Source organism: uncultured Desulfovibrio sp., assembly GCF_910584445.1.
Classification (GTDB): Bacteria; Desulfobacterota; Desulfovibrionia; order Desulfovibrionales; family Desulfovibrionaceae; genus Desulfovibrio.
This window is the reverse complement of the sequence record NZ_CAJUBO010000004.1, coordinates 71,649-88,875: the sequence shown is the minus strand read 5'-3', so window position 1 is coordinate 88,875 and position 17,227 is coordinate 71,649. Positions and strand designations below refer to the sequence as shown.

Here is a 17,227-nt window from a genome sequence, read left to right as displayed (position 1 = left end):
TCAGTCCCCGATATCTCGAAGCAGGAAAAACGATTTCTTTGCCTGCCTGCACCGGGAAGACCATCGAGCAAGTCGTACAACAAAGTCCCTGCTTTTGGAAGGGTCAAAAAAATCATGCCGAAACGGCGAACAGCTGTACCCAGCGGGCATAGCAGAGCCAGCGCCAGACCTGCCAGCCAAAGTGGCGCCTGCCGGTGAGAATATCCCGCCATTCGCGGCGCGCCATGTCCAGACGCAGAAATGGGACATCCTCCGCCTGCGACAGCGTGGCATCGACCCATGGAGCCAGAATTTTCAGCCATTGCCGTTCGGGAGTGGCAAAACCGATCTTGTCGCGACGGTCAAGGATGGCATCCGGAACAATGCCGCGCATGGCGTGCCGGAAGATACTCTTGGTGCAGCCATGGTCATCCACAAGATAGTGTTCCGGCAGTGACATGCAGAATTCGGCCATTTCCCTGGTCAGGAAGGGGACGCGGCTTTCGATGGAGTGGGCCATGGAGTTGCGGTCGCCATGGCGCAGCAGGTGTGGGAGCCTTTCCCAGACAAGCTCCGTCGCAAGGGTGCGCTTGAGCAGACTGCCGGACGCATAAAGCCGTTTACGCATATCCTCACGCACCAGGCGGATATGGCACTGTCGCAGAGCTTGTGCATCCAGCCAGCGCGGCACGGCGGAGCGACCTATGCACCGGAGAGCCAACGGCGTCAGCCAGCGGGGGGTAAACTCGCGCGCGATCTGACGCAGAAGATAAGCAGCGGTCCTGTCCGGCCAATTCTGGTGGGCGCGAAAATTTTTCATGGCACGCAATAGTTGGCCGTGGCGCAAAAGCCCAGCCATACGCGGTCCGGGATAACCGTAATAGCCCGCCAGCAATTCATCAGCGCCCTGACCGTCGAGCGTCACTGTGATGCCGCATTCCCGCGCCAACTGAAAAACGCGATATTGCGCGTAGATGGAAGTAGAGGCGAAGGGTTCGCCCTGGGCCACGATGAGGGCATCCAGATCTCTGGTCAACTCCGCAGGCTCAACAGTGACGGTATGCCGGATGGCCCGCATGTTTTCCGCCACAAGCGTGGCCCAGCGCTCTTCGGAAACATCCGTTCCGGCTGCGATGAAGCTGAAGGTATGCAGGTCCGTGTCCGGCTCCAGATGGCGCACGGCACAGGTGACGGCAGAAGAATCAATGCCGCCGGAAAGCGCAACGCCCAGCGGCACATCGCTTCGCAGATGCAGGCGCACGGAATCCAGAAACAGTTCGCGCAGGCAACTGGCGGCGTCCCCGAAAGAAAGGGAACAGGTATCGGCGATATCCGGTTTCCACCAGCGCCTGGGTTCGACAGATCCGGGAGCATCAAGGGGAAGTTCCATATAATGGGCAGGAGGCAGCGCAAAGATATCTTCCAGCATGGTGGCCGCGCCCACATCATACCGCTCGTAGCACAAATACTGGTAAGCCGCGGCGGGAGCGGCCCTGCGCGGCACGCCAGGAAACTCCAGCAGGGCCGGAATTTCCGAGGCGAAGCAGAAGCCGGTCTCGCCGCTGTGCCAATAGAAAGGCTTGATGCCAAAACAGTCCCGCGCGCAGAACAGACTGCGGCGGCAGGCGTCGAAAAGCGCAAAGGCAAACATGCCCTTCAGGCGCGGGAGCGCCTCGGTGCCCCAGACAATGAGCGCCTGAAGGAGGACTTCGGTATCAGTCTCCGTGCGGAACACACGCCCCAGAACTTCCAGTTCATGGCGCAATTCGCGGTAGTTGTATATCTCTCCGTTAAAGACGAGCGTATAACGTCCGTCGGCGCTGCGCATGGGCTGATGCCCTGCGGAGGAAAGGTCGATGATGGAGAGACGCGTCTGCCCCATGAGGAGTCCAAAGGGCATCCCTGTGCCCGCGTCGTGTCCAGCGACAGGGTGGCGGAGATCTTCGGCGGGAAAGACCAGGAATCCCGAATCATCTGGCCCTCGATGCCGCAAGGCCGCCTCAAGGGAGAGAGCTGTGGGGACAGGATCACGGGAGCGCTGCCCGAAGGAAGGTATCCAGCCGAAAATGCCGCACATGCCCTGAGGGTCTCCTACGGGGCGGGCGTCTCGGGCGTGGAATGAAGAGCGCCCAGCACGCTGTCGATAATTTTTTTCGCCGCTGCGCCGTCACCATAGACCGCCTGCGGGCAGGGCATGGCCGCCATGACCCTGTCCGCTGCGGCGAGGATGCTCTCCCTCTGCGGCGCGCAGAGCACGTTCCAGCCGCAGTCCGTAAGTTCGCGCCAGCCCGTGTCCGGCATCATGACGACACAGCGTTTGCCCGCGTAGTAGGCCTCTTTCTGCAGGCCCCCTGAATCGCTGATGATGAAGCGGGAAGCGCAGGTCAGGGACATGGTTTCCAGATAGCCAAGCGGCTCGCAGATGCGAAGCCCGGCGAGAAGCGGCGCGAGGCCGAAATCCTGGATGCGCTTGCGCGTGCGCGGGTGGAGGGGGAGGAGTATGGGCAGGGCATGGACTTCCTGTACAGCAGCCAAGCCCTCCAGCATGCCGCGCAGGGAGGCGGGCGTGTCCACATTGTAATCGCGGTGCAAGGTAGCCAGGACGAAGGACTCCGGCTTCAGACCATTCCCGGCGCATGTCTTTTCAGGCGTGAAGCGCGGGCGCATGCGCAGGAAAAGGTCATACATCACGTCGCCGGTGACATGCACACCGTCTGTCAGCCCCTCAGCGGCCAGGTTGCGGCGTCCCAGCTCGGAGCAACAGCACATGAGCACCGAGAGGCGGTCAGTCACCACGCGGTTGATCTCCTCCGGCATGGTCCGGGGCAACATACGGATGCCCGCCTCCACATGGATGACGGGGATGTGGAGCTTGGCGGCCGCCAGGGCGCCCGCCAGCGTGGTGTTGGTATCGCCGTAAACAAGGAGCGCATCCGGCGTTTCCCCGAGCAGGATGTCCTCCACGCCGGTGAGGGCCGCGGCGGTCATCCGCGCGTGGCTGCCGCTGCCGATGCCGAGATGGTAGTCCGGCTTCGGGATGTCCAGCTCCTGAAAAAAGACGTCGGACATATCGGCATCATAATGCTGCCCGGAGTGGACGAGGACATGCCGCCAGGCGGCATGCTCCCGGACGGCGGCGCCCACAAGCGCTTCCTTGATGAACTGGGGGCGCGCGCCCACAAGAGAAACGATTTTCATTGGTACCCGGGCCATAAAAAGAGTGAGCGTCACTATAGCATAAGTGCGGGCAAAGCACAATCGGGGTCCGCGGTCGCCGTGGCGAAACCCCTTGCGGCATGGACAGCGAATGCGTATCGTGCCGGGGCGGCATACCCGTGACGAGATCCATGGCAAATCCGCTGCCGGGAGGAGCCTTGTGCGTTTTCTGCAGCTTTTTTTCAATTCGCTGGGGCGCGATCCGCGTCCCACACGCGTTTATTCCCTGCTGCGTTCCCTGGGGGACGTGACCGTCTGTTCGGCGCCTCCCGTTGAGGGATTTGCTGCGCCGGAACATTTTTACCGGCTCCAGGGGCATGGGCATTCCCTGGCGCACAGGGTCAGCCGCGCCATCAACCTGCTGTGCCGCCGCTACGAGGCCGACCTCTGGCCCCCCTCTCTGCGCGACCTGTTTGAAAGGCTGAAGGGGCAGGATTTTTCGGCCATCATCTGCCAGGAGGGGCTACTCGTCCCGCTGGCGTTGGCACTGCGTGACGCCCGGCGAAACCGGAGCCTTCCCTGCCCGGTGATCCTGGATGCGCGCGAATACTATCCCCGGCAGTTTGAACAGAACCTCGCCTGGCGGACGGTGCTCGGCGGACTCAATGAGTACGTCTGCCGCACCTATTTCCGGCGCCTTGACAGAATCTTCACCGTCTCTCCGGGCCTTGCCCGAGGATACAGCGAAGAATACGGACTGGATTGCAAGCTCCTGTTCAGCTGCCCGTACTATCATGAAATATCTCCCGCAATTTCTGACTCTTCTGTGCTGCGGTGCATACATCATGGCACGGCGAGTCCCGGACGCAAGCTTGAACTCATGATCGAGGCCTTCAAACTTTTGGAGGGAAAAGCGGAATTGGACATCATGGTTGTGCCCAATAACAAGAGATATTACAGAAAACTCCGGCAGCAGGCCGAAGGGACACGAAATATCCATTTTCGCCTTCCTGTTCCTATGTCGGACATCGTAAAAGAATTGACTCCATATGATATGGGGATCTTTTTTTTGCCGGACAATACCTTCAACCATCGCCATTGCCTGCCGAACAAGTTCTTCGAATATATTCAGGCGCGGCTTGCCATCGCCATTTCCCCGCTGCCGGACATGGCAGCTCTGGTGAAAGAATACGATCTTGGCGTCATCTCTGCCGACTTCACCCCAAGGGCATTCGCGCACTGCATTGCCGGACTTTCCAAGGACGAGATACTGAGGTTCAAGAAAAATGCGAATGCCGCGGCGCATGCCCTCTGCTGGGAACAGAATGACACTCTCCTGCGGAAGACGCTTATGGAGCTGATGGAAAAAAATCATGAAGAGTACTGATGACTACCGGATTTGTGCGCGCTGTGTCATGGACACCAGCGATCCCGATATCACCTTTGATGAAAACGGGTATTGCAACCACTGTACAGAGGCGCTCATTCGTCTTGAGCAGTCGTATATGCCCGATCACCGGGGGCGGGAAAAGCTGGAAAAACTTGTTGAAGAGATGCGCCGCGCGGGCAAGGGCCGGGAGTATGACTGCCTCATCGGCCTTTCCGGGGGAGTGGACAGTTCCTGGCTGACATACAAGTCCAAAGAATGGGGCTTGCGTCCACTGGTGTTCCATGTGGACGCGGGGTGGAACTCTCCCATTGCGGAACAGAATGTCCGGCGCCTGGTGGCGCATCTGGGCTATGAGCTGCATACCTGGACGGTGGACCGCGAAGAGATGCACGATGTGCAGCGGGCATATCTGAAGTCCGCGCTGGCAAATCAGGATGTTCCCCAGGATCACCTCTTTTTTGCCGTCCTTTTCAGGACGGCGGCGAAGATGGGGCTTCGCTACTGGCTTTCCGGCTTCAATCTGGTGACGGAATCCATCCTGCCCCGCGCCTGGGGGTACACGGCCATGGATTCACGCCAGCTGAAGAGCATCCACAAGCGTTTCGGGACGCGCCCCCTGCGGCACTTTCCCACACTGGACTTTTTGGATTACTGCAAGTTTTACAATGACATCCCCTTCTTCCCCTCGGTGCGGGCCGTCACCCCCCTGCACTGGATGCCGTATGATGTGGATGAGGCCAAGGCCGTGCTGCACCGTGAGGCGGGGTGGGAAAACTATGGCCGCAAGCATTCGGAATCCCGGTTCACAAAGCTTATCCAGAATTATTATCTGCCTGTAAAATTCGGCTATGACAAACGGCGCGCCCATCTTTCCAGCCTCATTGCCTCCGGCCGCATGACTCGGGACGAGGCTCTGCGAAGCCTGGAGGAACCTCTGTATGATCCTGATGAGCTGCGTGCGGATATCGCGTTTGTCCGCGAAACGCTGGGACTTTCGGCAACCGAGTGGGAGTCCCTGATGGCGTTGCCCAACCGCACGTTCCGCGAGTACCCCAACTGGTCGGGGCTGATCGCCAGCGCGCGGAAGGTCAAGATATTCCTGCGAAAGCTGGGAGTCGTGCGATAGAAACTGTCCTTATATTCTGAAAATGAAGGCACGCCACGAAAAGACGGGGGCGCGACAACTGGATCAATGAGGACCAACCGTGGACTGGCGACTTCAGAGGGGACTCTTGGCGCGTCCCTGCCGGTCCTTCGGGGAGCAATTTCACATGACTGTCACTGAAAAGCGCAAGCATATATGCATCATCGCCTACAAGCCTCTTGAGTGTGCGCCGCGTATCCTGCGGCAGGCGCGCTCCTTTGTCGAAAAAGGGTGGAAGGTCACGCTGGCAGGCTTTGCCACGGGTGGACAGCCCCCAGCCGGGATGCGGGTGCTGGCTATTGAAAAGATCGTTCCCCGGCGCTGCTGGACGATACCGCAGGCCCTTGCCCGCCTCCTCCTGCCCGCCGATTTTGCCTGGTTTCTGCATCCGCAAAACCGGGCGGCCCGGAAGGCATTTCATCACGACGGGGAGCGCTATGACTACATCATCGCGCATGACTGGATATGCGCGCCCCTGGCTTGCTCTCTGGCGGCTGAGCAGGGGATTTCGTTTGGTATCGATGTGCATGAATATGCCCGTGAGGAGTTTTGTCCTACAGGGCACTGGCTGCGGGATTTTCTGGGAAAATACGCGCATGGCCGGCATGCTGACGCCATCCAGCGACGCTATTTCCCCTTGGCGTCGGGCATTACGACTGTTTGCGACGGTATTGCCGATTTTTTGCAGGCGGATTATCGCCTTGCCGTGCGGCCGGGCGTCGTTCGCAGTGTGCCCTTTTATGAAGCCATGCCTTTCCGCCCGTGCGGAGAAAAGATCCGTATCCTGTATCATGGATGCATTGATCCGTCACGCAAACTGGAAGTTCTCATACAGGCATTGCAGAAAATGGATGACCGCTTTGAAATTGAGATACGAGGCCCAGGAGAGGCAAGATATAGGGAGGAACTCATGCGCCTGGCACAAAGCTACGGCGTGCAAGATCGCGCCCACTTCACAGAAACTGTTTCGTTTACAGATATCATCAGAGTGGCGTCGCAGGCGGATATCGGCTATGAGGTCGTGGACGAGTATTCCCTCCAACATCGTTTCATGCTTCCCAACAAATTTTTTGAAAATACCATGGCCGGACTGGCGCTGTGCGTTTCCGCCTTCCCCGAAATGAAGAAACTGGTGGAGACCTATGGGCACGGCATATATGTGGACGCCTGCGAACCGGGGATGATAGCGGAAAAATTGAATGCTCTTGATGCCGAGACCATCAATCGCATGAAGCAAAATGCGCTGATGGCGGCGAAGGATCTCTGCTGGGAACATGAGGGAGCCGCCATGTGCCGGGCGTACGGCCTGTGATGGACCGTACGCTTACGGCAGTGGGGCGTGTCTTTCGCTGAACGGACGAGGCGTTACGATCTCGTCCGGCTGCCCGTTACGACGAAAACGCAAACGCTGGATCGACCACATTTAGCAATGCGTGGAATCTGTCTTGCCGTTTTTCCTGCCTGCGACACCCGAATCACATCATTTCTCACAACATTGGGCACACGCGTATCGTACACTTCCGAGTTTTGCGCGCCACGAAAGCACTCACAAAAGAGTCTGAGGTCATGGATGATTCGGCAAATGCTCAACGTTTTATTTCGCGTTTTCAACAAGTGAGAGGGCCAGCTCCCGGATTTTTTCCACGGAGCGCTCGCCCGTCAGGATGTGTGCCGCGGCATGGGAGTTTCGCTTGAAGACGGCGATCTCTTCGGCCGTGAGGGCCATAAGACGGGCAGCCATTTGATCCACGGAAAATTCGGTAGTATAAAAACCGGTCTTGTAGGCATCAATGATGTGTTTCATTCCCCTTGTGGGCCATACAGCAGTGAGCAGTCGGCCCTGAATGAATTCAAAAAGTTTGTTGGGCATGGCCTGATCGTGATTGAATGTGTTGGCGGGAAGCATGAACAGACCAATGTCATATTTGTTGATCTCTCCTGCAAGTTTCGACATGGGAACAGGATCATGCCATATGACTCGGGGAACGTTTTGCGCACGCCGTTTGAAGGCTTCATAATATGCCCCCTTTCCGACAAGATAGAGGTGAAGTTCAAATCGTTTGTCCAGTTTCTGCATAAGCTCAAGCATGCCCTCAAGCGACCGCCCCCGGGCACAGCACCCATGATGCAGCAGGCGTATGCGGGAGGGAATGACCGGCGAAGGTTGCAACGCGCAATACATGGGCGCATTGTAGGTCACTAGGGGCTGGATGCCGAATTCGCGGGCATATTCGCTGGCGATGGGTTCGGAAACGGTCAGCCATGCACTGCCCTTGGGCAGATAGTCACGGCACAGTGAATATATGCCGCGCTGGAACAACAGCTTCCAACGCCAGTCGTTTTCATATTGCCGCGGCAGATATTCGTGCAAATCAAAGAGCACCGGTGTCGTCCCTGCCAGCCGAAACGCCAGGGGGGCAAGGTCAATGTCATGCACGATGACGAGATCAAAATGCTCTTGCGCCAGCTCCTGTTCAAACGCCCAGGCATACCGGGCGTTGTATGGACGCATATTTCCGAGCAACAGGTGGAAGAGCCTAGTGATTTTTTGCCATGGCCTGGATTTGGGGATGTCCGTGAGTTGTATAAACCGCTCGGCATAGGGCGACGGCGCAAGCGCAACTTCAGTGATGGTGAAATGCTCCCTGAGCGCCAGGATCTGTTTGTGCGGACGAGGGTCGTTATGCAGCGCAGTAAAGGAAATCAGGAGAAGAGATTTTTTCGGCATGGCATATGCCTTCCTCATGAAAAACAGTGTATCAATGATGAGTTCTCTTCGCCATTGTCATGCGTTCCATGATGCCAAAGAAAAATTTTTCTATGATAGTTCCGTTTTCCTAGCATGGATTTCGAGCAATAAATTTTTTCCGAATTTTGTGAACGAATGTCTTAATATCACCTTTGGCAAGAAGCGAGAGTCCTCTTTGTACGCGTTTTGCTTGTGACGCCAGGAAGAAAAGACGTGAATTATCAGCATAGTTGCTGTGGTTACTGATTGGTCTTTCCAGAATATCGGAAAATTCTTCACGCGAATACCCGAGCTTTTCACTGATCAGGGCCATATCGGCGTCCAACTGCGTCGGCTCGTAAAGGGGTTCGGCAAGACGTTCCAGGGCTTCTTCCCGCGTCATCTGTCCAGAGCAGATCAGACTGGAATAATGGGCCTTTCGTTTGTCGTAACCGAATTTGGTGGGAAGATAGTAATTCTGAAAAAAACGGGTAAAGACAGATTCGCCATGCTTCCGCCCGTAATCCTGCCAGCCGTAGTTCGATATGAGCGTTGTCTTGGCAGTGGGGACCTGGTAATTCACCATATTGAGAGGATCGATACGTGTAATCGATGCCGGCCCCAAGCCGAGGTAATAGTGACAGTACTCCCAGGACGACAGAAGGGGAAAGGAGTTAAGGGCGATCTGACCGAAGTGTTTGTGAATGGACAGCAAATGCCGACTGTCCATGGCGCAGTTTCCCCAAGCGGAGGGCAAAATGGATTCCGAAGCGTAATTGCTGCCGGAAAGCCAGTACCGGATCCTCATTTTCTTAGCAAGATGAAAAAGAACAGCAAAAAAAAGATGATCCTGTGGAATGTCCTGATTGGGTACTGCCGCCTGGAGAAATGCCCGCTGAAGATCGCGCATTTTCTCCCATTCAACAGTGTATTTGTCAAAATCAAAACCCGTTATTTCAACAAGGTGCTGGATATTTGCTTCTGACTCTGGTGTATTCCATCCGCCATCGACATGAAAAAGCAAGGGGCGGAGTCCGTATTCCCTGCTCAATGCTGTGACGTATGAGCTGTCAACACCACCGGAAAGACCTATGATGCAGTCATATGATTTTCCTTTTCCTGCCTTGCGGATGACATCCAGCGTCTTTTCAAGATTTCCCGATTCCTGAAGTTTTCTCCAGCGGGGCAAGACGTTGTTATAAAAGGTATTGCAGTGATTGCAATGCCCCAGTGCGTCAAAAGTGATATTGGGGTCGGTGCTATCCATAACACAGCGGGTGCACATTTTGTTCATGGCCGTTCCTCAGTTGGCGAGAAGTTGAGTGATGAAGGTGGTGTAATTTTTTTCCCAGTCAGTGCAAAAAAGGGCATCTCGTTGGGTTTGCGGGATCCGCCCTGAAGTTGCGTCGTTGATCAAGTTGATCAGCTCGGGCGCATCACTGAAAAAGCTCACATCCAAATTGGAAAAATATTTTTCTGCCTGGCTGCTACGCAAGGAATAGACACGTTTTCCCAAAGCAAGAGCTTCCATCAGGCTGGTCGATATATCGCCAATGACAATTTCCGCTTGGGAAAATGTTGTGTAAACGTCCGTTTCTTCATCAACAGAAATACCTTCCACACCAGCAACATCACTGGAAAGAAAAGCCTGGCGATGGTTAGGATGAGGGCGAACTATGATCCTACGGTCAGGAAACGCCGCGGCAAGATCACGAATGAGGTCCGGATAGATAGCAAAAGAGGTCGAGAGGCAAAAGAGGATGGCCCGTCCTTCAGTAACGTGGCGTTTACACTGTGTGGAGAACCAGGGATTTCCAACAGGATACAGCTCGCAGGGAAGCTGAAAACGATTGTTCCAGAAATCGCCGTAGGTCAAGAAATAGTCGACAACATGAGACCGCACCCTTTTGCTTTGTCGAAGCGTATTCGCCCAGTTGTAGCCAACAGACACCAATCCACTTGTGCCATGTTGAAATTCGACGGTTGTGATACCATACTCTTTAGCTAACTTGATCAGTGCCAACTTTCCCAATATTGGATCTGTAATAAATAATATTTTTGGCTTTCTATAGCGAAACAGCAACTTATAGAATTTATATTGCATATATTCATAACTTACCTGACGAAGTAGTCGATCCATAAAATATTTTCTAAGGTCTTGATGGAGATGCATACCGAACAGTGAATATATTCGATTCTGCACAAATTCCATCAAATTATTAGCTTCAAGATAACATAACTTACTTATACAGCATGAAGAAATTTTTTGACAAAGAATACTTGCTGATTGAATGAATTTATACTCCAATTCAGGCTTTTTAAGTAATCTTGATGCATAAATACTCCTGGAAATATAGAGACTATCCCCAGGGAAAATATTTGCTAATGGTTCAAAATAAATATCGAAATATTTATTATCAATATTTTTATAATAATTTTTCTGCAAATCGGAAATAAACCAGATATCACGCTTGGGCCAAGGAGACAGCAACTCAGGAAGATGTCGAAGAAAAGTTCTTTTCGTCGGATAGGGAGGGTACGTTGTTTCAACAACCGACCATTTCTGAGGAAAGTTGCTAAAAAAAGGAAACCTGATATACAACCACAATGGCATATCAAGTTCAGGTACGGTAAATGTGAGAATTTCTTCCGTATCTTCAATTGCAAGAAATTTATTGATATTATCGTTATCCTGCATTTCCCTACCCTATTGAATTCCATGTAACAGGTGTACCTGAGGTGATGGCGCGCCGTGCCGTCCTTCCCAAAACAAGAGGAAGCAACTTGGGTGCCAACCCGTACCCTGGCCGAATGCAGCGCACGTTTTCTTCCGTGAAAACTTCGCCCGCCTGCATGTCCTTGACGACAAAGAGCGAACGACGGAAGACCTTGCTTTCCTGCTGCCGGGGCGTCAGGTCGTAGCAAACGGTTCCCAGTGCCTTTTCAACGGTGCGGATGTCCCGCACCATTTGCCTGAATTCGTCCGGCTCCATGCTGAAGGCGCCGTCAGGGCCGCCATCGGCGCGAGAGAGGGTACAATGCTTCTCGACGATGCGCGCGCCAAGCGCCACGGCTGCCACCGCCACAGAGCTGCCCAAAGTATGATCCGAAAGACCCGCCACGCAGGTGAACGCCTGGGCCAGATGCGGGATGGTGCGCAGGTTGGCCTCCTCCGGCGGCGCGGGATAGGCGCTCGTGCATTTGAGCAGGGCCAGCTCCCGTGTGCCGTTTTCGCGCAGCGTGGTCACGGCCTCGTCAATTTCCGCCAGACAAGCCATGCCGGTGGACATGATGACCGGTTTTCCGGTCGATGCGATTTTTTTCAGGAGCGGAATATCCACCACTTCAAAAGAGGCCACCTTGTAACAGGGAACATCCATGGTCTCCAGAAAATCCACAGCCGTGGCGTCAAACGGCGTGGAAAAGCACTCCATGCCAAGGCCATTGGCAAGAGCCTTGAGTCGCGGCTGCCATTCCCAGGGCATGGCTGCCTCCTGATAGAGTTCGTAGAGCGTCCTGCCTTCCCAGAGCGTGCCCTTGATGCGGAACCATTCGCTATCGCAGGGGATGGTCATGGTATCCGCCGTATAGGTCTGCAGCTTGACGGCATCTGCCCCGGCATCGGCCGCGGCGCGGACGAGGGCCTCCGCACGTTCCACGCGGCCATTATGGTTGGCGGAAAGCTCGGCAATGATGAAGGTGCTTTCTCTGGCAAACATTTTTCTCTCCATGGAGTCCGGAGGCATTTCGTTCATTCCCCATAGCCCGGATAGAGGAAAGTAACGCTGGCATTGCCGTGGATCATCTCCGTGCTGACTTCAGAAAAATGGCAACGCCGGAATGTTGCCAGTGAGGCAGAATTTTCCGCCTTAACGCACGCATGGATCCGGCGTATACTAGTCGTTTGCAGCACATGATGGCATGCTGCCCGAAGCAGGGGAGTTGCCAGCCCCTTGCCGCGAAAGCGTGAATGCAGCGCCACGCTGATGACGGCATCCCGGCACGTCCGCTCCCACCGGCCCCGCCGTGCCTGGAAACGCACATATCCGCACGGTTCATTCTGGAACATGCCAAGATAAAAAGGATTCTTTTCTTCCATACGCTCCGCGAACCATCTGCAATGCGTTTCCCAGTCCACAGGGCCGCTTTCAAAAGACATGGACCTGACCTGCTCGTCATTGATGATATGAAACAGGAATTCCTTATTGTCCGGTGTTACCGGGACCAGCGTTGGCTTCTCTCTTCCTCCTGATGATTGTCGCTTGGCTTTTCCCGGCAACTCCCGTACGGGCGTGTCCCACCAGGCCTTTTCAAGCAGATAAAGATACGGAGTCTTATCTCTGCTCCTATGGCTGGTTCCCGCTCCCCGCTGTTTGCGGGCGGGTATGGCGTTTGCCAGCAGCTCAGGCGCATTTTCCCAAAAAAGCTGTTCAATGCGTCTGGACAAGGCGGCATATGTAGTGCGGAGCGTGTCCACGGCTTCGTCGAAGCGCATTTCTTCCTGCAAAAGAATGTCACCCGTGTCCACGCCCGCATCAATGCGGTGGATGGTCACGCCTTTGGGCGTGTCTTCCAGAAAACTCCAGAGATTGGGATCGCTGCCGCGGTTCCAGGGCAGCAGTGCGATATGGAGGTTGATGAGGCGGCCTGAAAAGAAGTCGATGACGTCCTGACGCAGGATATGCTGGTATCGGTAGGAAAGACCGAAATCAAAACCCGCTTTCCGCACGAAAGTCCCGGCAATGGCGCCTTCCTCCCGATGGACGCTGTGCCCATGCCGGACGAGGCAGTACTCCAGCCGGGGACATTCTGGCCCGAGAAACAGGATGTTCATTGCCCTGCCCCCAAGGGCAACATGCGACGGGCGCGCGGCCCTGATCCCGATACCGCTTGGGCGTTTTGCATGCAGCGCACGACCCTCAGGGCGCCAATGCCATCGACGAGGCCCTGGACGACCGAATCCGGGGCCGTGTTTCCGCCGCTCAACCGCTCGCGCACCGCGACCGCTGAAACGCGTGGCGCAATGCCGTTTTTTTCCAGCCAGGCGCAGATCTCCCGCTGATTTTCCGCAACCTCGACCGTGAGGAAAGGCACCCCAAGGCAACAAAGCTCCCAGCAGGTTGAACCGCCTGCCGTGATGCACAGGTCGGTATCCAGCAGCAGGGCGGCCATGTCGTCCACGCGGGGCAGGATCTCCAGCCGGGCCGGACACTTTGCGAAGGCCGTGCGCACGCGCTCCGCGTCCATGGCGCCCTGAATGACGCGAATGGTGCGCCCTGCCAGTTCAGACCCGGTCATGTGCGCGCCGATGCCTCCCAGAGCGTCGCTGAAATCGCCGCCGCCCAGGGTGACCAGGATATTCTCCGGTTGCGCTGGCGGCACGCGCGGCACGGCGCTTTCCCGCGCCGCCGCAAATTCCCGCCGAAGAAGCGCGTATTTCGGCCCCAGCAGCCTGCGGCCGATGGAGCCGCCATATTCCAGCGTTTCAGCGCCGGGGTTCTGGTTCAGCAGCACATGGCACTGATAGGCGGGCAAATGCGCATAATCGTCAATGACGAGCAGCCGATGGCCCGCGTCCATGACGGCTTTCTGGCAAGCCGCATCAAAGTGGTACCCGTCAAGGACGACCCATGCCGGCGTATCCGTTCCGGCGGCCTCGGGCAGCCCCCCCTGCCGGAGCTGGCGCAGCAAGGCCTTGGGGTCTTCGGCCGCCGGCGGCGCATCCGGCAGCACATGCAGCGGGATGCGTTCTTTTTCCAGCCGCTCCCGCAGCCAGCCAACATTTGCCCGGCAGAGCATACGCACGTCCAGGCCCTCGTCCAGAGCCGCCTGCGCCAGCGCAAGGCAGCGCATCACATGCCCCGTGCCCATGCGGGGCGCGGCATCGGCACGAATGAGGAGGACAGTGTTATTCGACATGCGCCGGGAAGAGTTTTTCGCCTTGCTTGACCGTCCTTCGTACCTTTTTCCCAAGAACAAGGTAATCAAGGTGGGCAGGAAGCCCGTCACCGGGACGGGCATAGTCGAGCATCTCCTGTTTCAGGATTTCACCGGCGGCAATATCCCGGGCGGCCACAACACTGCGTCGCGCCACCGGCGGCTGGCTTCGCTCTTCTGGTGTCATGATCCTTCGGGGATTGCCAAGGGCTGTTTCCACCTCGCGGATGGTCCGCACAAAATCCGCTGCCTCGTGCGGTTCCAACGACATGATGTGCTCGGGGCTGCGAATGCAGCGATCCAGCGTAATGGTTTTTTCCAGCATATCGACACCAAGAGCCACAGCGGCAATGTCCATGGTTGCGCCGGGCGTGTGATCGGAAAAAGCCACCGGATAGGGGAACATCTGCCGCAAGGTATGCACCGTTCGCAGATTGATGCTTTCAAGACGCGCCGGATAGCCCGAGGGACAATGATTGATGATTATCTTGCGGCATCCGGCCTGCTCCAGAACGTCCACGGCCTGCTCCACTTCGCCGATAGTCGCGTTGCCGGTGTCTATCTGCACCACCCACGGAAAACGTGCTGCCAGTCTGAGCAAATGGTGGTAATTGATGTCACCCGAACAAATTTTGACGCACGCGCAGCCAGCCGCGGCGAGGAATTCCATTTCTTCGGTATTGCTGATGGTGGCAAAAAAAAGAACTTTTTTTTCCTTACAGTAGGCAATAAGCTCCGCCCATTCGGGAAAGGTCAGTTCGCGCCGAGACAGGATCGCTTGCAGAGATTCCGTGACGATTTCCCTTTCGCCGGTGTCCCTGCTTTTCAATACCTCATAGGTGAACAAGGTTTCTTTGGATGGGACAATTTTTTTCGCGTCAACGATCTGGAACTTGATGGCATCCGCACCGACTCCCGCAGCCACATCCACCAGCGCCTTGGCGGTGACAAGCCCATCGTGGGTGGGACCTGCCTCAAAAACAATGCTGACCGGCCGTTTCGAACGGGAAGACATGCAATCAAATATCATGGCTGTGTCCTTCCTTTTCAAGCAAATGCGCGCAGGCTTCCAGCAAGGCAAAATCCTCGGCCGTGTCGATGTCTATGGAACGTAAGGCCGGCATCCGGTAGCCTCTGATACGGGGAGGATAGAAGGAGCGGTATTTCTTGAGCGCTTCAACGCGGATGGCATAGGTACTGCCATTGCCGATGACCCCCTCGGGGACTTCCTGGGATTTTCTGGTAACCAGCAGCGGAAAGGCGGGCACCAGAAATCCCTCGAGATTTTGATACAGCATCTGGTGAGGAGGATGAGTATAGCCGCAAACGGCATGAACTGCATCGGCATCAGGCGTGAGGCGTGTCATGACATGCTGAATATCCTTTGCGTTTCGCAGGGGCGCGGTGGCGTACAGACAGCAAAGGCGTTCATAATGGACTCCGGCCCGCTCCGAGCGATCAAGAAACTCAAGGCAGACGTCCGCACAGCTCGCTGTGTCAGATCCCAGCGACGCGGGGCGTCTATCCACCGCAAAGCCGTTGGAGCGCGCAATGTCAGCGATTTCCCCATCCTCAGTCGAGACGACGACGGCGTCAAAACAGCCGGAATCTCGAGCGGCCTCGCATGTCCAGAGCATCAAGGGCTTGCCCAGGAACGGAAGGATATTTTTGCGCGGGAGGCGTTTTGACCCTCCACGGGCGGGGATGATGGCAAGCGTTTTCATCACATAATCCCTTATGCACAATAAAGTACTATTGAAATCATAGAAAGAGTACTCATTTTATTTAAAGTCAATGCGTTTGAGAGCATTATTACTATCTCTATATAACAAATTGTAATTCGCATGATTTTCTACAACTTCATCAAAGTGAGCTGGTGATATTTCCAAAGTACGACAAAAATCATCTTTTGCCAGCGGGTCAAGAAGATAATCGTTATCTCGTATGAGCTGAACTGCCTGTTCGCGTGTCAAGCGACCTTCTCGAACGTAACGGCAGGCCATGTCTGAAACTCGTTGAAATCCAAACTTAGGAAATTTACACCAAATATGTACAAGATAGCCAAAAGAATCGATCTGTGCATATTGTTCAATGGTCCCCTGTCGATACCATTCATGAAACCATGTAAGGTCTTTGAAGCCACAGGATGTTGCAGCTTTGAGTGAATCCTGTGTTGAGTATGGGTAGATAGCGCCTAAGTAAATAATTTTTGTTTCATCAGTGGAAAGAGGGCAAAAAATATCCAGTTCTTTCTTTACTCCGTATTCAAAAGCACCATTTTCCCCCATAAAAACAGTATTAATTCCAAAATTTTGTGCAATCTCCAGAGGAATCTGATAGAGTTTTGTTTCAAACCAACGTAGAGGGTGCAAATTTTCTTTAAAATCTTTCAATGCCTGTTCACAAAATTCATCATGATTAAAGCGGAAAAGCATATGATCTACGCCAAAATGACGTGAAATATTGTCTCTGTTGTATTTCCCAGCCTTGCTGAGCGTGAATTCATCAACTAAAGAAACAAGTAATGGATTCTTGATGCCATGATTTTCCATCAGACGTTTTACGATCATATGCGAATCTTTACCGCCTGAAACACCTATCACACAATCGTATTTACTGCGCCCACGCGTTTCTTTTAGGTATTTTGTAAGCCAATGTTGACGTTCCGAAAAATTGATTTGTTTTTTTTCTTCACTATTGATACACGCCAGGCAAACGCCATTTTCTTCAAGGAGTCCAGGGCGTGTACCGAGTATAAAACCACATTTTTTACATGTCCTTATATGTCCCATAACTGTACTCCTTAATCATGAGTTGTTTCTCTACCACGTCCTGTCGACGTAGCAATTTTCACGAATACCTAATCAAAACTAAAAGGCGATAATCTGTTTGG

14 protein-coding genes are annotated in these 17,227 nt (G+C 54.8%); 3 read left to right on the top strand and 11 right to left on the bottom strand.

Annotated features, from left to right (window positions below; translation table 11 throughout):
* Positions 1-112: 112 nt before the first annotated feature.
* Together asnB and wecB are read right to left on the bottom strand one after the other, a co-directional pair.
* Entirely contained in the window at positions 113-2,056 is a 1,944-nt protein-coding gene (asnB, locus tag QZ294_RS03105) for an asparagine synthase (glutamine-hydrolyzing) (RefSeq protein WP_297046640.1), read from the bottom strand.
* Positions 2,057-2,070: 14 nt separating this feature from the next.
* A complete protein-coding gene (wecB, locus tag QZ294_RS03100; protein WP_297046637.1) occupies positions 2,071-3,177 on the bottom strand; it encodes a non-hydrolyzing UDP-N-acetylglucosamine 2-epimerase in 1,107 nt (368 codons plus the stop codon).
* 544 nt (positions 3,178-3,721) lie between these two features.
* Here wecB and QZ294_RS03095 point away from each other — a divergent pair.
* The 3 genes from QZ294_RS03095 (at position 3,722) to QZ294_RS03085 (ending at position 6,981) form a co-directional block, all read left to right on the top strand.
* A complete protein-coding gene (locus tag QZ294_RS03095) occupies positions 3,722-4,522 on the top strand; it encodes a hypothetical protein (RefSeq protein WP_297046634.1) in 801 nt (266 codons plus the stop codon).
* Complete coding sequence (locus QZ294_RS03090; protein WP_297046630.1) at positions 4,509-5,651, top strand: N-acetyl sugar amidotransferase; 1,143 nt, start codon at positions 4,509-4,511, stop codon at positions 5,649-5,651. Before QZ294_RS03095 ends, QZ294_RS03090 begins: the two co-directional genes overlap by 14 nt.
* A 145-nt stretch (positions 5,652-5,796) precedes the next feature.
* The gene (locus tag QZ294_RS03085; RefSeq protein ID WP_297046627.1) at positions 5,797-6,981 is read left to right on the top strand and encodes a glycosyltransferase; all 1,185 of its coding nucleotides are present in this window, start codon (positions 5,797-5,799) and stop codon (positions 6,979-6,981) included.
* A gap of 282 nt (positions 6,982-7,263) precedes the next feature.
* Here QZ294_RS03085 and QZ294_RS03080 read toward each other — a convergent pair whose 3' ends face one another.
* The 9 genes from QZ294_RS03080 to QZ294_RS03040 all read right to left on the bottom strand — a co-directional run bounded on the left by QZ294_RS03080 (position 7,264) and on the right by QZ294_RS03040 (position 17,126).
* Positions 7,264-8,397, bottom strand: coding sequence for a glycosyltransferase (locus tag QZ294_RS03080; protein ID WP_297046623.1), 1,134 nt, complete (start codon positions 8,395-8,397; stop codon positions 7,264-7,266).
* A 109-nt stretch (positions 8,398-8,506) separates the two neighbouring features.
* A complete protein-coding gene (locus QZ294_RS03075) occupies positions 8,507-9,691 on the bottom strand; it encodes an N-acetyl sugar amidotransferase (protein WP_297046621.1) in 1,185 nt (394 codons plus the stop codon).
* A gap of 9 nt (positions 9,692-9,700) precedes the next feature.
* Entirely contained in the window at positions 9,701-11,095 is a 1,395-nt protein-coding gene (locus tag QZ294_RS03070; RefSeq protein WP_297046618.1) for a hypothetical protein, read from the bottom strand.
* Between the two features lie 4 nt (positions 11,096-11,099).
* A complete protein-coding gene (gene pseI, locus QZ294_RS03065) occupies positions 11,100-12,116 on the bottom strand; it encodes a pseudaminic acid synthase (protein ID WP_297046615.1) in 1,017 nt (338 codons plus the stop codon).
* A 32-nt stretch (positions 12,117-12,148) separates the two neighbouring features.
* Positions 12,149-13,126: a GNAT family N-acetyltransferase gene (locus QZ294_RS03060; protein WP_297046611.1), complete on the bottom strand. Its 978-nt coding sequence runs from the start codon at positions 13,124-13,126 to the stop codon at positions 12,149-12,151.
* Positions 13,127-13,227: 101 nt separating this feature from the next.
* The gene (gene pseG / locus QZ294_RS03055) at positions 13,228-14,316 is read right to left on the bottom strand and encodes a UDP-2,4-diacetamido-2,4,6-trideoxy-beta-L-altropyranose hydrolase (protein ID WP_297046608.1); all 1,089 of its coding nucleotides are present in this window, start codon (positions 14,314-14,316) and stop codon (positions 13,228-13,230) included.
* Positions 14,306-15,364, bottom strand: coding sequence for an N-acetylneuraminate synthase family protein (locus QZ294_RS03050; RefSeq protein WP_297046605.1), 1,059 nt, complete (start codon positions 15,362-15,364; stop codon positions 14,306-14,308). Before QZ294_RS03050 ends, pseG begins: the two co-directional genes overlap by 11 nt.
* Positions 15,354-16,058: an acylneuraminate cytidylyltransferase family protein gene (locus QZ294_RS03045; protein WP_297046602.1), complete on the bottom strand. Its 705-nt coding sequence runs from the start codon at positions 16,056-16,058 to the stop codon at positions 15,354-15,356. Before QZ294_RS03045 ends, QZ294_RS03050 begins: the two co-directional genes overlap by 11 nt.
* A gap of 57 nt (positions 16,059-16,115) precedes the next feature.
* Complete coding sequence (locus tag QZ294_RS03040; protein WP_297046599.1) at positions 16,116-17,126, bottom strand: hypothetical protein; 1,011 nt, start codon at positions 17,124-17,126, stop codon at positions 16,116-16,118.
* Between the last annotated feature and the right edge of the window lie 101 nt (positions 17,127-17,227).

Bases quoted from the DNA above. Each gene is read 5' to 3' on its own strand.
- asnB (WP_297046640.1), bottom strand. From the start codon at position 2,056: ATGTGCGGCATTTTCGGCTGGATACCTTCCTTCGGGCAGCGCTCCCGT.
- wecB (WP_297046637.1), bottom strand. From the start codon at position 3,177: ATGAAAATCGTTTCTCTTGTGGGCGCGCGCCCCCAGTTCATCAAGGAA.
- QZ294_RS03090 (WP_297046630.1), top strand. From the start codon at position 4,509: ATGAAGAGTACTGATGACTACCGGATTTGTGCGCGCTGTGTCATGGAC.
- QZ294_RS03085 (WP_297046627.1), top strand. From the start codon at position 5,797: ATGACTGTCACTGAAAAGCGCAAGCATATATGCATCATCGCCTACAAG.
- QZ294_RS03080 (WP_297046623.1), bottom strand. From the start codon at position 8,397: ATGCCGAAAAAATCTCTTCTCCTGATTTCCTTTACTGCGCTGCATAAC.
- QZ294_RS03075 (WP_297046621.1), bottom strand. From the start codon at position 9,691: ATGAACAAAATGTGCACCCGCTGTGTTATGGATAGCACCGACCCCAAT.
- QZ294_RS03070 (WP_297046618.1), bottom strand. From the start codon at position 11,095: ATGCAGGATAACGATAATATCAATAAATTTCTTGCAATTGAAGATACG.
- pseI (WP_297046615.1), bottom strand. From the start codon at position 12,116: ATGTTTGCCAGAGAAAGCACCTTCATCATTGCCGAGCTTTCCGCCAAC.
- pseG (WP_297046608.1), bottom strand. From the start codon at position 14,316: ATGTCGAATAACACTGTCCTCCTCATTCGTGCCGATGCCGCGCCCCGC.
- QZ294_RS03050 (WP_297046605.1), bottom strand. From the start codon at position 15,364: ATGATATTTGATTGCATGTCTTCCCGTTCGAAACGGCCGGTCAGCATT.
- QZ294_RS03045 (WP_297046602.1), bottom strand. From the start codon at position 16,058: ATGAAAACGCTTGCCATCATCCCCGCCCGTGGAGGGTCAAAACGCCTC.
- QZ294_RS03040 (WP_297046599.1), bottom strand. From the start codon at position 17,126: ATGGGACATATAAGGACATGTAAAAAATGTGGTTTTATACTCGGTACA.